The sequence below is a fragment of the Desulfoluna sp. HI9BLuna genome, from assembly GCF_056829775.1.
The window spans coordinates 4419570-4433023 of record NZ_CP186555.1 but is presented as its reverse complement, the minus strand read 5'-3'; the positions used below and the strand labels follow the sequence as shown (position 1 = coordinate 4433023).

Genomic DNA, 13454 nt, shown 5'->3' with positions numbered 1-13454 from the left:
CGCGCCGTCACCTGATGTGACGGCCCGTTGTCCTGCTGCACCCTGCCGCCTGTCGGCTTCCCCTTTCTGCAGTCCCAACGCCGAAGGAGTGTCCCACCCTCCTTCCGACTGCAGAAAGGGCCCCGGGTTGTTTTAAGGCGTTGTTTCCCTTCTGTTTCCATGGTACTTTTTCTACTAATGCTTATCTGATGGCCCGGGCACCTGTCCCTGATGCGTCCACCTGCGCCTCCTGCTCTCCGTCGCCTTCTCCCCCTGCCCCGACGCTCGGAATACCGCATGACCCAATTTCAAGCCCAGGCCGTTTTTAAAACGCCAACCAGGGCTCTGCCCTCTCCAAACCCATGATGGAGGAAAAAATGAGCGTTCTCGTAGGAAAACCGGCCCCTGATTTCCAGGCCGTTGCCGTCAAATGCGGGAGTTTTGATGAATCGTTCCGGCTCTCGGACCTTAAAGGCAGATACATCGTCCTCTTCTTCTACCCCCTGGACTTCACCTTTGTCTGCCCCACCGAGCTCCACGCCTTCTCAGACCGCCTGCCCGAATTTGCCGACCGAAAGGTGGAGGTGGTGGCCGTGAGCGTGGACTCCCACTTCAGTCACCTGGCCTGGCTCAACACCCCCCGAAACGAGGGGGGCATCGAAGGGGTGGCCTACCCCATCGTCTCAGATATCCACCGTTCCATCTGCAAGGACTACGATGTCCTGGCAGAAGAGCATGGCGTGGCCCTTCGCGGCCTTTTCCTCATCGATCGGGATTTCATCGTCCGTCACCAGGTGGTCAACGACCTTCCCCTGGGCCGAAACGTGGACGAGGCCATCCGCATGGTGGATGCCCTGAAATTCTTTGAAGAGAACGGAGAGGTCTGCCCCGTAAACTGGAGCCCCGGCGCCAGGGGAATGAAACCCTCATCGGAAGGCCTTAAAGAGTACTTCGAATAAGCCCGTTCCGGGGCTGACCTGCCCCTTTTCCGTAGCGGTGTCCCCGGAGGTGAGTCATCACCCCGCCGTGGGACGCCGTTACGTCCGCCCAACTTTGATTTTTCCCGCTGTCGTCTTTTCAGTGCTATTCTCCCGGGTTTTGAAAAACCGAAAAACCCGGAGTACGGCATGGCACGACAGACGGACACCAGGGGCTGCGACATCGAGCGCCCCGCTACCTGGAAAAAATTCAACACCACCCTCTGCACAGACTGCATGGCCCTGTGCTGCTACCTCATTGTGGAGGTCACCACCAGCGACCTCATCCGCCTCGGCATCACCGATGAAGAGGAGGTGGCCTTTGACATGAAGGGCCTTGTGAAACGCCTCAAAAAAGAGGGCATCATCACCCGCTGCAACCTCTCCAAGGGTAAGTTCACCCTGGCCACGCGCAAAAAGGGAGGCTGCTGCTTTCTTGACGACCGCAACCGCTGCAGCGTCTACGAAGACCGTCCCGAGGTGTGCCGCATGCACCCGACCCGCCTGTCTCCGCGCCTCGGGTACTGCCCCTGGTCCCCGGCCCGGTAAGGCCTTTTGCGCCGCGCACCTTCTATTTTTTGCTTCCTGTTGCAATCCGAAGGGGAAAGGAGTAAGGATACGGCACCACGCGATACCTTGCCCCTTTGCTCAGGCGGGCCCGAACCTTGACAGACCCCGTCCGCCCCATTGACATCAACGAACCGGTGAATCCCATGGAACCCGCCATCGTCTTAGACAACGTCTCCTTTTCCTACACCCGTCACCCGGTCCTTGACGGCGTCACCCTCACTGTGCCCAAGGGAGACTTCGCCATGGTGGTGGGCCCCAACGGCGGGGGAAAAACCACCCTGATCAAGTTGATCCTGGGTCTTCTGGTCCCCACCTCCGGCCGGGTCTCCCTCTTCGGCAAATCCCCGGAGGCGGCCTGGAACCAGGTGGGCTACATGCCCCAGTACACCCATGTGGACATGGCCTTCCCCGTCTCGGTCATGGACGTGGTCCTCATGGGACGACTCACCCAGTCAAAGCGATGGCGCTACTCGAAAAACGACCGGGAAGCCGCCCGCCACGCCCTCAACGAGGTGGGGCTCCTGGAAAAGCAGAAGAAACCGTTCAGCAGCCTCTCCGGCGGCCAGCGCCAGCGGGTCCTCATCGCAAGGGCCCTGTGCAGCAACCCGTCCCTCCTCTTGATGGACGAACCCACGGCCAACGTGGACCCGGCCGCCGAAGCCACCCTCTTTGAGCTCCTCTCCAAGTTAAACAGCCGCATGACCATCCTGGTGGTCTCCCATGACCTGGGGTTCGTCTCCAAGGTGGTCAAGAGCGTTATCTGCGTCAACAAAAAGGTCCTGGTCCACCCCACGAGCAGCCTGGACGGCACCCTCATCAACGAAATCTACGGAGGCGACCTTCGCATGGTGCGCCACGACCACCGATGCAGCCACCAGGGCCACTGCATCAACGAGGCCCTTACACACCCAACCCCCTTTATGCCGCACCCTGATAAGCCATGATCGAATTTTTCCACGCACTCTTCGACCCCAACAGCAGCTTTCTCCGCCTCGCCCTGGCGGCAGGGACCCTTGCCAGCATCTCCTTCGGCATCATGGGCACCTATGTGGTCACCCGGCGCATCGGCTACCTGGCCGGAGCCATTGCCCACTGCGTCTTCGGCGGCATCGGCGCCGCCCTCTACCTCAAACACCGATGGGGAGTCACCTGGCTCGACCCCATGGCCGGGGCCCTGATTAGCGCCATCGTGGCCGCGGTCCTCATCGGCCTGGTCAGTATAAAGGCAGGGGAACGGGAGGACTCCATCATCGGGGCTCTCTGGGCCGTGGGCATGGCCTCGGGGCTTATCTTCATCGATCTCACCCCGGGATACTTTGAGCTCTCCAGCTACCTCTTCGGGGACATCCTCCTCATCTCACATCAGGATGTCCTGATGGTGGCGGGCCTGGACCTGGTCATCATCCTCCTTGCCGTCGTGTTTCACCCCACCTTCCTCTCCATCTGTTTCGACGAGGAGTTTGCCACCTTAAGGGGCATCAACACCTCCTTTTTCTATATCCTCCTCCTCGTCATGACGGCCGTCACCGTGGTGCTCCTGGTGCGCCTCGTGGGCGTGATCATGGTCATCGCCATGCTCACCCTGCCCGCTGCCGCCGCCTCCACCTTAAGTCGCCGCCTCTCGGTCATCATGATCCTGGCCACGGGCTTTGCCCTCTTTTTTAACTGGAGCGGCCTGGCCCTGAGCTACACCCTGGATCTTTCGGCGGGCCCGGTGATCATCTCCGTGGCGGGGCTCGTCTACTTAGGGCTCCTGACCCTCTCCCGGGTGCTCCCCAACCGGTAAGCCGTATCGTACCTCCGGCACAGGCCCTCCCCGGACCGCACTGCCGCCTCCCCGATCCCGTGAAGGGTACCAACCTGCCCCTCCCGCATTGCGTACAGCGGTTTGCACAAAAACCGCGTTCCGCCTTTAAGAATCCCTGAAGCTCCCGTCAAATGGGCGTCACACCCATCCCATCTGTAGAAGGCGCCCCCGTAAAAACCGACTGACACGCAGACCCTAACCACCTAAAACAACGAAAAATAATTCTTCTCGATACCGTTTTTTACGTCGCATTCCGGTGCTCACACCCCTTAAAGCGGACCCCACACTTTTTTTGAAGCCCCTCAAAACCTGCCCCGGAGGGCAAACAATCGATTGTTTTTCCATATCATTACGATAAATATATTTTACCCCAGCACCGCACTTCATCCCTGATACGTGATGTATCAGATAATAGATATCTATTGATTCCGGAAGAAATATTGGCTAAGAATCGTCTCCAACATATCACATGTTCCTCTTTTAAGAACCCGTTCGACGCAGAACGGGCAGGGTTGGGGGATCCTGTTAAAAGAGAAACGATGACCGGAACCCGGTCATGATGGCTGAACGATTACGGGAACAGTCGCATGGGCCTTTCACCGATTCGCAACGCAGCGTTTCGGGCGGATACCCCTCCCCTTTCCTTCGTCGCGTTCGCCATCTGCTGTTATTCATTTCATCGTTGGAGGATTTATGAAGTTCTTATTCAAGGCGATCGTCCTGCTCCTTGCGGCAGCGACACCCGCCTTTGCAGAAACCAAAAAAGGGGTCAGCCTCGACCACGTCTTTGAGCCCATCTCTAATTTTCTCACCGGTTTTATCTTCTACAAAGTCCATCTCTTCGGCAACGACTGGTCCCTGATCGTCTGCCTCCTCATCTCCGCAGGCCTCTTCTGCACTTGCTACCTGGGATTCATCAACATCCGCGGATTCAAACACGCCGTTCGCCTGGCCAAAGGCGACTACATCGACGACCACGCCGCAGGCGAGGTGTCCCACTTCGGCGCCCTGTGCTCCGCCATCTCCGGCACCGTGGGCATGTCCAACATCGCCGGTGTCCCCATCGCCATCATGATCGGCGGCCCCGGCGCCATCTTCTGGATGATGTTCGCCGCCTTCATCGGCATGTCTGCCAAGTTCACCGAATGCACCCTGGCCACCAAGTACCGTACCTACAAGGAAGACGGCACGGTCAAGGGCGGGCCCATGTACTACCTTTCCCAGGGCCTTGCCGCCCGCGGCATGGAGGGGCTCGGAAAATTCGTGGGCAAGTTCTACGCCTGGGGCCTGGTCCTCGGCTGCCTGGGCATCGGCAACCTCTTCCAGTCCAACCAGATCTACAACCAGCTTAAAACCATGTGCAACAACGAAGGCGCCATCATGCACCTGGGCTGGCTCGTGGGCCTCATCGGTGCCGTCATCGTGGGTATCGTCATCATCGGCGGCATGAAGCGCATCGCCTCCATGGCCACCAGGATCGTGCCCGTCATGGTCTTCACCTACCTCGCCCTGGTAGCCATGGTCCTCCTTCTCAACGGCTCTTTCATCCTGCCCGCCATCAAGCTCATCATCGCCGACGCCTTCACCGCCAAAGCAGCCGGCGGCGGCATCGCGGCCGCCATGATGATCGGCTTCCAGCGCGCCGCCTTCTCCAACGAATGCGGCCTGGGCACCGCAGCCATCGCGCACTCCGCCGTCCAGACCGACGAGCCCGTCACCGAAGGCTTTGTCTCCATGATCGAGCCCTTCATCGACACCATCGTGGTCCAGTTCGCCACCGCCCTGGTGGTGGTCACCACCATGATCGCCGTGCCCGAGTACGTCAACATGGGCCTGCAGGGCATGCCCATGAGCTCCTGGGCCTTTGAGCGTCACTTCAGCTTCGCCGTCTACCCCCTGACCTTCGCCGCCATCCTCTTCGGATTCACCTGCGCGGTCTCCTGGGCCTACTACGGGCTGAAGGCCTTCGAGTACATCGTGGGCGAAGACCCCAAACTGGGCCTGGCCTACAACATCTTCTACTGCATGGTCTACTGGTCGGGAGCCATGATCAACCTGAAGTACGTCGTCAACATTGCCGACGCCCTTATCTTCGTGGTCTGTATCCCCAACATCATCGGCCTCTACATCATGGCACCGGAAGTCAAAGAAGAGCTCAACAACTACCTCGCACGCCTGAACTCAGGAAAAATCCTTTCCTCCAGAGAGAAGCGCAAGCTGGGCGCCACCAAAGCCAGTAAGCCAGCCATGGCAACCTCGCGATAACCAACGGTCCATCTTCACTCCCTTGTGATGTGACCTGCGTTTATCCCTTCTCTCGCCCATAAAAAAACGGGCAGGGGCTTTTTTAAGCCCCTGCCCGTTTTTTCTTTTGATCCGTCAAAGAAAAACCAATCCTTACGAGCGCATCTTTATCCCCCCGCTTTTTTGACGGTAAACCCCTTGGCTTTCAGCGCCTCCACCAACTTGTCCCGGTGGTCCCCCTGGATCTCGATGACACCGTTTTTCACACTGCCGCCGGTGCCGCAGATCTGCTTCAGCTCCTTGGCAACGGCCTTGAGCTCAGCCGCATCCCCGGGAACCCCCGTCACCAGGCTCATGCCTTTGCCTTTTCGGCCCTTGGTCTCGCGCATGACACGAACCACACCGTCCTGCTTCACCGCAGGACCGGCCGGGCCCCTTCTTCTTTTTCCTGCAGGTACAGCTCTTCACCGGCTTGCCGCAGGAAGGACAGACCCTGCCCGTCTCCGTGGAATACACCAGTCGGCTGTTGGAATCACCGCCCATCGCCTTTCTCCCATGTCTTTTGGTCACTTCTGTTGCCCCCGGCCGGGCCAGGGAATTTGAACCGCTCTGGCGGTCATAGCATCATAGCAAATGAAAGGCCAAGGGCCAAAGAGCACGGTGAAGGGCTTACACATGCAAAAGGGCAGTCGGTTTCAGAGAAACAGACTGCCCCTTCCTGCTGGTGGGCGTGACACTTCAAGCCCGCCATGTTGCGTGAAAGCCGCTTATCGATCAGGGCGCCATAAGGGCTTCAAGACGCTCCGGGTTGTCGGTCATGATGCCGTCGACCTTGAACCACTCCATCTGCCGCTTCATCTCGATCTCGGTGTTCACGGTCCAGACATAACACTTCATGCCGAGGATGCGGATTTTGGCCATGAGCGCCTGGCTCATCATGGCGGCCGGAAGGCAAAGAACGTCGGCGGGCATTTCGTAGTCCTCTTTTTTCATGATGGCCGTGGGGGTAAAAGTAAACTCAAGCACCCCTTCGGTGGAAAAAATTGTCTTGATGTCAAGGCCCCGCTCATCGGCCTTTGATTCGATCAGATCAAGGGTCGAGTTGTCGAAGCCGCCTAAAATAAGCTTGTCCTGCATGGTGTAGGCCTCGATGAGGTCCAGCACCTTGTCCACGATGAGGCTTCCCTCCTGCTTAATCTCAAGGACCATGGGAGCACCGCTGAGTTCACCGTCGGCAAAGACCTCCGCAAGGGTGGGCAGGGTCAGCCCCTTGCCACGCCAGGGATAGGTGGCCCCGCCGTCCGGGGTAAACCGGTACCCGGCATCCAGGGCCTTGACCTGGGCCAGGGTCATATCCGCGATGGCGCCGGTGCCGTCGGTGCAGCGGTCCACGGTCTCGTCGTGGGAGACCACAACCACCCCGTCGGAGGTCATGTGCACGTCCCCTTCCAGGGTGTCTGCCCCTTCAGCCAGGGAATTTCGATAGGCCACCAGGGTGTTTTCCGGGGCCAGCTCACCGCCGCCCCTGTGGGCAATGTTCTTAAAGCCCGTGTGGTGCTTCAGAAAAAAATTGTCCTGAACCACGGGGCCCTCTGCAATCTTCTCGGCCACCTCGCCCCAGTCCGAGGCAATGGTATCCGGATGGATCCACCCGTAGCCTTCGGTGTCCAGCAGCCAGAAGTCGGGCTCGTAATGGATCTGAAAGGGTACATAAAGGATCTCGTTCGCTACGGCCCCGTAGCCATCCTGCCGCACGGTGTCCCCCACCATGGCCCGGGCATTGGCGCCGCCGTACAGGTCCTTCAAAATTTTCAGGCACTCTTTTTTAAAGGTGTTGCTGTGCTCAAAGAGCATGTCTTCCTTGACGATGATGGGAATGGTGCGGTTGGCACCCTTTTCAAAGTGGCTCATCATCTGGGTCCTGCAGGCGTAACGAAGCTCCGGGAACATGCCCGTCACGATAATAAGGTCGTTGCCCTCGTCCATGAGGGCGGGGATCACAGATTCCACCTTGTCGTCCACGTAAGGCCAGTCCCCCTGGAACACGTTGAGAAAATCCACCCAGTCCTGAAGGGCGTTGAGACCGCCGGTGGCGTGGATGGTGTTGTCATGGTCCGCGGCGATCATGCCGGGGTTAAGCTCCGCATCCTCGGAAAGCACCCGGACGATGCCCAGGTTGTCGGCTGTGTACTCGGTCTCGCTGAAATAGACCCGAGCCTGGAGCTGAAGGGTCACGGGGGCCGCTTCAAGGTAGGATGCCGGAAGCCTCTCTTTCAGGGAGGAGAGACGGGCACGGCCGTCCCCATCCGTGAGGATCGCCTCTGCCATCAGGGGAACCCAGTCTGTCTCACCAAAGGCCCTCACCGCAAAGCCCACATGGGCCCCTTCCACTTTTTCCGCAAAAACCAGATCGGCAAAGGAGACCTTCGCTGCATCGGCAACCTTGTACACCATGGCATTGGGCAGCACCTCACCGGCCCCGTCCGGGCCGCCGGTCACCCCGTCAGAGACAACAATCACCGTGTTCTCCGGTGTCAGGTCCGAGTCACACCCCATGGCGCCCAGGGTCACCAACATCATCAAACCGATCAAAAGCCCATGTTTCACCGTCATCCTGTGCCTCCTTCTTTGATTGGTTGGGGCTCGTGCACACAAGGCATATCTCGGATGGCTTACAGGATCCGTTGCGCGGATGGATGCCAGGTGTGCCGGAGCCCGTTGCTTGTTGACCTTCGACCTACCCGAAACAATCGAATATCTAATGTTGATACCGTCAGTTTCCTGTTAGATTTCGCCGTTAATTATCACAAATATCGTTCATACAATCAAACAGATTATCACACGTATCAACTACCAGTTTAAGTGGTTAACCAGACACCCCAAAGAGACAAAAGGCCGCCTCACAGTAAAATTGCATGGTCGACACCGCACCCTGGCGATGTTTTCCCCTTTGCCTTGTCATAGGCAATTTTCTGTCATGTCAGTTGCCACGGCACCTTTCCTGAAATCCATGGAAGAAAAGAGTGTCCGCTATTGACGATCTCTGCCACATTGCTTAAAGAGTTCGGACAATACATCGGCAACCGCATCGATGGTACTGCCATGAATTCGCTGCCGTAACCTCTAAGGAACGGATTATTCCCGGAAAACATATGTTATGAAAAAAAATCGCATGAACAAACGTGCCGACATGCACGAAGAGCACGTCAGCAGGTTCGCCCAGGAAGAGCTCCCCGAGCTTCCCCGGGCAACTCTGGTCGCCGAAGACGGGAGGCTGGCCAATGCCCTGGGAGCCGAGTTCTGGAGCCGCTGGTCCTCCGGCGAGCGAGCCGGCCAAGCCTGGCCGTCTCCGGGGCCCTTTGACGTGGCCACCCTGCGGTTGCCCAAGGGACGCCTCGCCGTGGAGATGGCGGTCCACGCCCTTGGCGGGGCCCTGAGCCCGGACGGCGAGCTCTATATCTATGGTGCCAACGACGAGGGCATCAAATCCGTTCCCAAAATGCTTGCCGACCTTTTCGACGAGGTCGACACCGTAAGCTACCGCCAGAAATGCCGCCTTATACAGGCCAAAGGCCCCAAAGAGATGAAGGCCGACCTGGCCCAGTGGGCTCAGCACGGCGAGCTGGTGCTGGACGCCCAAACCCTGCCGTGGGTGACCTACCCGGGGCTCTTTGCCAAGGGCGGTGTGGACGAAGCCACGGCCCTGCTCCTGGACGGCCTTGACGTCCAGGGACGCGTCCTGGACTTTGGTTGCGGAACCGGGGTCCTCACCGCGGGCCTCCTTGCACGGGGAGCCGCCCACGTGGACGCATCGGATGCCGACGCCCTGGCTGTCGAGGCCACACGCCTCAACGTGCCCGAAGCCCACACCCACCTGGGCGACGGCTGGCATGCCCTGGAGGGGCAAGGGCCATGGGACATGATTGTCAGCAACCCGCCCATCCACAAAGGGGTCTCCGAAGATTTCGGTATCCTGGAATCCCTGATCCGGGAAGCGCCGGGTCGCACAAAGAGCCTCACACTGGTTGTCCAGCGTCAGGTCCCGGTAAAAAGGTGGCTTGAAGAGAGTTTTTCCAAAGTCACGCGATTGAAGGAGAGCCCCAGGTTCCACGTCTGGCAGGCAAGGTGCTGAAGAGTTGCCAGAAAGATAAGGCCTCCGGCGGGTCGCTTTTTTGAAAAAAAGCTCCGCAAAAAACTTTTGTAATGTGAAAAAATGGAAATTATTTCGACGGTGCTTGAAAGTGATTAAGCCTTGCTTGTCAAATGCGAGCCTTAAAATCAGGCAAACATTTGGCCATCGGAGGCAGTGTGGTTAAATCCACAATGGACAAGTAACAAAAGCGTATCCTGTGACGTCGAAGCTTGTGAGCCAGCCCGCAAGAACCATCAGGGTTTATGTCGGGCGAAGCCCGAGCCGAAGGCCCTTGCGTTTTGGCCCGAGGAACGAGGGACAAAGCGCAAGGGCTATATGCTTTCGAGGTGGCTCACCTCGCCGCCGGAGGCAGGCTTTTTCCACCCATTTTAACCATAGAAGGCACACCATGAGACTGGATAAACTGCTGGCCCATTGCGGGTACGGCACACGCAAGGATGTGAAAGCGCTTCTCAAGCGCAAGCAGGTGACGGTTCAAGGGGAGATCGAGACCAGCGCCAAGAGACAGGTGGATCCCGACGATGTGCTGGTCAACGGGGAAAAGGTCGAGCTGCCTCCCTCCGAGGTGCATCTCATGCTGCACAAGCCGGAAGGCTATTCGTGCAGCCACAACCCGTCCGAATCCCCCCTGATCTACGACCTGATTCCCGAGATATGGCAGCAGGCCGAACCCAAATCCGCCGGGCGACTGGACCGCTACACCTCCGGCCTGCTCATCTTAAGCACCGACGGCCAGCTCCTCCACCGCCTGGTGCACCCCAACAAAAAAGTGGGCAAACGCTACCGCGTCGTCTTTGAGGGTACCCTGGCGAAGGACGCGGTGGCCCAGGTGGAAAAGGGCCTGCCCCTCCCCGACGACGACCGCCCCTGCCTTCCCGCCACCCTGACCCTCCATGACCCGGACGACACCGGAAGGGGCCGCGCCACCCTACTCATCCACGAAGGGCGCTTCCACCAGGTGCGCCGCATGTTCGAAGCCCTGGGCACCAAAGTCGTCAAACTCCATCGCGACCGCATCGGCTGCCTCGAACTGCCGGAAGACCTGCCCGAAGGCCACTGCCGCGAGCTCACCGAAGACCAAATCCATGCCATGACCGAAGACAAATAAAAAAGCGTGCCTTCTATGGTTAAAGTGCAAGGAAAAGCCTGCCTCCGGCGGCCAGGGAATTTTTAGCTTAAGTGGCTTCGCCACCCCTGGACCCCAGGTTGCGAAAGCCTTCCCCTTCGTTCCTCAGGGTAAGAGCTTCCGCGAAGATTTTCGTGAAATTGAGCAAAAACCTGTTTATCAAGCTTTTCAAAAGCTTGCCCCCCGGCAGGGCCGCCGGAGGCGTCTTTAACCTGGCGTGCCTCCGGCGGCAAGGTGGGGGCACCTTGACACCCCATGGCGAATGCATGGCGGCAACCATTCGGCCTGCGTTATCGAGGCATTCGCGTGATGTGTACCATCTGGAAACGGTCTTTGCAGGAGAGACCCGTTTCATTCTTCAAAAACACGATGAAGAACGTTTGGGGTTTGCTTGACTTTAACCGGAATAACTCCGGCGGTGAGGTGAGCCACCTCGAAAGCGGGTTGCCGCAATGCTATTCCCTCGTTACTCGGGGTAAAGCATGGCGGCATTTTTGTGGGGTTTGTGGGTTTTCTCATGCCGCAGACACTGCGCAATGCAAGCCGTTCAAAAATGCCGCATCAGCCCCTTATGGAGCGCCGCACTCCTGTGCGGCTTGTTTGCTGGTGCGATACGTATGCCGCACGGAGTGCGGCGCTCCAGACCCTGAGAGAATGACACGGGCAAAGCCCATCAGCGAATGTGATCGGCCTGAGGAACGAAGGCCGGGAGCATTCGCGAACCTGGGTTCCAAGGGCTCAGCCCTTGGCCACCGGAAGTTTTTCCCGTTTTCTTACAGGCTTTCAGGCGGAAAGGTGAGCACCTCGTCGATGGTCTCGGCGCCGCAGAAGAGCATGGCAAGGCGATCCATACCCAGGGCAATGCCGGCCGAGGGAGGCATGTGGGGCAAATCGTTGAGAAAGGCCTCGGGGACGGGCCAGGTGGATTTGTTCAGGCGCTTGCGAAGGGCCACTTCCTCTTCAAAGCGCTTGCGCTGCTCGTCGGCGTCGGTGAGTTCGGTAAAGCCGTTGGCCAGCTCCAGGCCTTCCACGTAGAGTTCGAAGCGCTCGGCAACCGAAGGATCCGACTCTTTCCTTTTGGCGAGGGCGGCCATGGGGGCGGGGTAGTCGCAAAGGATCACCGGGGTGTCGCCGCAGAGGCGGGGCTCCACCTCAAGGCCCATGACCTCGTCAAACCGGTCTCCAGAAAGGGCCTGGTCCATGGGCTCGGAGCCATAAAGGGAGTAAGCGTCCTTAACGGTCAATCGTTTCCAGGGCCGATCCAGGTGGATGGGCTTTCCCTGGACCGAAAGGGTGGTTCCCAGGCCCAGGTCCTGGGCCACAGCAAGGAATAGCCCTTGGCAGTCGGCCATGAGGGACTCGTAGTCCGCGCCGGGGGTGTACCACTCCAGCATGGTCATCTCCGGGATGTGCTTTGCTCCCCGCTCACCTTTTCTGAAGGCCTTGGTGATCTGGAAAATAGGCCCGGACCCGGTGGCCAGGAGCCGTTTCATGCACAACTCCGGCGAAGCCTGGAGATAACCGTTTCCGGCCTCCAGGGGGTCGATGTGGGCCTCGGGGATGGGAGCCGGAACCCACAAAGGCGTCTCCACCTCCAGGTACCCTTTACCCGTAAAAAAACGGCGCACCGAAGCTGTGATCTGCGCACGTCTCCGGAGGTTTTCCATATGAATCTTCATGGCGGGAGCCTTTAAATGGGGTAGAGGCGGTCGCCCCAGATCACCTGGCCGATGATGCGCAGGGAGTTGGCTTCTGCCTCGTAGGCGGGGTACTCCTCCCGGTTCTTGGAGATGATGCGGACCCGGCCTTCGGGGAGCCTTTCCAGCTCTTTGATGATGATGGTGTCTTCAAAACCCAGGGCAAAGATGCAGTTGTTTTTGATCTTGCGACGGCCCAGGTCGATCATCACCGTGGCCCCGTTGCGGATCTCGGGGTCCATGGAGTCCCCGGAGACGCGCATGAGCACCAAATTTTTCGGAGAGGTGGCGATGTTGGCGATAAAGCGCTTTCGAAAGGCGTAGTAGTCCCGGATGCGCTCGCTGGCCATGAGGGAGCCGCCCCCGGCCGAGAGTTCCGCCTCCACCATGGGAACCCAGTTGTAGTTGTCGGTGTTGGGTTCTTCAAGGACGGGGACCGTGAACTCGCCGCCATTTCGCCCCACAACGCCTTCGGCCGAAAAGGTGCCGTCACCTTCTGCGGACAACGCCCCGCCGTGGGATCCCTGCCCCAGGAGCAGCCAGTCCAGAGAGCAGCCAAGGACCTCGGCCATGCGTACCAGCACATCCCCCTTGGGTGAGCCGCCGTACTCGTAATTCTGTACGGTGGTTGTGGTTACACCAATTTTTTTCCCTAACCCGGCCTGGCTCAGGCCAAGTTTTTCACGTGACATCTTAAGACGATCACCAAATTCCTGGTTACCCGTCGAGGTACCCACCCCGTGACCGCTTCCCTTACTCCCTGCCGGATAGGGCTCCTGGCTGTTTTTTTCATTATTTTTCATGGTTATGCCTCAGGGGGCCACCACACGCACATCTTTTTGTGTGACACCCAATTTTATTGTTGATAAACCAATGTTTATTGGTTATTCTTTTCCAAACT

Annotated in this window: 11 protein-coding genes; 7 read left to right on the top strand and 4 right to left on the bottom strand. The window is 58.6% G+C overall.

The features are described from left to right. The first annotated feature begins 356 nt into the window (after positions 1-356). The 5 genes from ACOYW0_RS18060 (at position 357) to ACOYW0_RS18040 (ending at position 5598) form a co-directional block, all read left to right on the top strand. Entirely contained in the window at positions 357-938 is a 582-nt protein-coding gene (locus tag ACOYW0_RS18060; protein ID WP_482415197.1) for a peroxiredoxin, read from the top strand. Between the two features lie 168 nt (positions 939-1106). After that, positions 1107-1505, top strand: coding sequence for a YkgJ family cysteine cluster protein (locus ACOYW0_RS18055; RefSeq protein WP_482415196.1), 399 nt, complete (start codon positions 1107-1109; stop codon positions 1503-1505). 116 nt (positions 1506-1621) lie between these two features. Continuing rightward, positions 1622-2470, top strand: a complete 849-nt coding sequence (locus ACOYW0_RS18050; RefSeq protein ID WP_482415195.1) for a metal ABC transporter ATP-binding protein — start codon at positions 1622-1624, stop codon at positions 2468-2470. Further along, the gene (locus tag ACOYW0_RS18045; RefSeq protein ID WP_482415194.1) at positions 2467-3312 is read left to right on the top strand and encodes a metal ABC transporter permease; all 846 of its coding nucleotides are present in this window, start codon (positions 2467-2469) and stop codon (positions 3310-3312) included. The genes ACOYW0_RS18050 and ACOYW0_RS18045 overlap by 4 nt, the downstream gene beginning before the upstream one ends. A gap of 714 nt (positions 3313-4026) precedes the next feature. Then, a complete protein-coding gene (locus ACOYW0_RS18040) occupies positions 4027-5598 on the top strand; it encodes an alanine/glycine:cation symporter family protein (protein ID WP_482415193.1) in 1572 nt (523 codons plus the stop codon). Between the two features lie 146 nt (positions 5599-5744). Here the strand turns inward: ACOYW0_RS18040 and ACOYW0_RS18035 are convergent, their stop codons facing one another. Together ACOYW0_RS18035 and ACOYW0_RS18030 are read right to left on the bottom strand one after the other, a co-directional pair. Continuing rightward, on the bottom strand, positions 5745-5966 hold the full coding sequence (locus ACOYW0_RS18035) for a hypothetical protein (RefSeq protein WP_482415192.1): 222 nt from the start codon (positions 5964-5966) through the stop codon (positions 5745-5747). A gap of 385 nt (positions 5967-6351) precedes the next feature. Beyond that, positions 6352-8190: a glycerophosphodiester phosphodiesterase family protein gene (locus ACOYW0_RS18030; protein ID WP_482415191.1), complete on the bottom strand. Its 1839-nt coding sequence runs from the start codon at positions 8188-8190 to the stop codon at positions 6352-6354. Positions 8191-8734: 544 nt separating this feature from the next. Here ACOYW0_RS18030 and ACOYW0_RS18025 point away from each other — a divergent pair. Together ACOYW0_RS18025 and ACOYW0_RS18020 are read left to right on the top strand one after the other, a co-directional pair. Continuing rightward, positions 8735-9709: a class I SAM-dependent methyltransferase gene (locus ACOYW0_RS18025; RefSeq protein ID WP_482415190.1), complete on the top strand. Its 975-nt coding sequence runs from the start codon at positions 8735-8737 to the stop codon at positions 9707-9709. Positions 9710-10118: 409 nt separating this feature from the next. Then, complete coding sequence (locus tag ACOYW0_RS18020; protein ID WP_482415189.1) at positions 10119-10838, top strand: pseudouridine synthase; 720 nt, start codon at positions 10119-10121, stop codon at positions 10836-10838. 791 nt (positions 10839-11629) lie between these two features. Here the strand turns inward: ACOYW0_RS18020 and epmA are convergent. Further along, positions 11630-12535 (bottom strand): EF-P lysine aminoacylase EpmA, encoded by a 906-nt coding sequence (gene epmA / locus ACOYW0_RS18015; RefSeq protein ID WP_482415188.1) that lies wholly within the window; start codon positions 12533-12535, stop codon positions 11630-11632. Between the two features lie 11 nt (positions 12536-12546). Then, complete coding sequence (locus ACOYW0_RS18010) at positions 12547-13356, bottom strand: XRE family transcriptional regulator (protein WP_482415187.1); 810 nt, start codon at positions 13354-13356, stop codon at positions 12547-12549. Positions 13357-13454: the final 98 nt, after the last annotated feature.

What these genes read in the sequence shown, in the direction of transcription:
- ACOYW0_RS18060 (WP_482415197.1), top strand. Translation starts at nt 357, where the DNA reads ATGAGCGTTCTCGTAGGAAAACCGGCCCCTGATTTCCAGGCCGTTGCC.
- ACOYW0_RS18055 (WP_482415196.1), top strand. Translation starts at nt 1,107, where the DNA reads ATGGCACGACAGACGGACACCAGGGGCTGCGACATCGAGCGCCCCGCT.
- ACOYW0_RS18045 (WP_482415194.1), top strand. Translation starts at nt 2,467, where the DNA reads ATGATCGAATTTTTCCACGCACTCTTCGACCCCAACAGCAGCTTTCTC.
- ACOYW0_RS18040 (WP_482415193.1), top strand. Translation starts at nt 4,027, where the DNA reads ATGAAGTTCTTATTCAAGGCGATCGTCCTGCTCCTTGCGGCAGCGACA.
- ACOYW0_RS18035 (WP_482415192.1), bottom strand. Translation starts at nt 5,966, where the DNA reads ATGCGCGAGACCAAGGGCCGAAAAGGCAAAGGCATGAGCCTGGTGACG.
- ACOYW0_RS18030 (WP_482415191.1), bottom strand. Translation starts at nt 8,190, where the DNA reads ATGACGGTGAAACATGGGCTTTTGATCGGTTTGATGATGTTGGTGACC.
- ACOYW0_RS18025 (WP_482415190.1), top strand. Translation starts at nt 8,735, where the DNA reads ATGAAAAAAAATCGCATGAACAAACGTGCCGACATGCACGAAGAGCAC.
- ACOYW0_RS18020 (WP_482415189.1), top strand. Translation starts at nt 10,119, where the DNA reads ATGAGACTGGATAAACTGCTGGCCCATTGCGGGTACGGCACACGCAAG.
- epmA (WP_482415188.1), bottom strand. Translation starts at nt 12,535, where the DNA reads ATGAAGATTCATATGGAAAACCTCCGGAGACGTGCGCAGATCACAGCT.
- ACOYW0_RS18010 (WP_482415187.1), bottom strand. Translation starts at nt 13,356, where the DNA reads ATGAAAAATAATGAAAAAAACAGCCAGGAGCCCTATCCGGCAGGGAGT.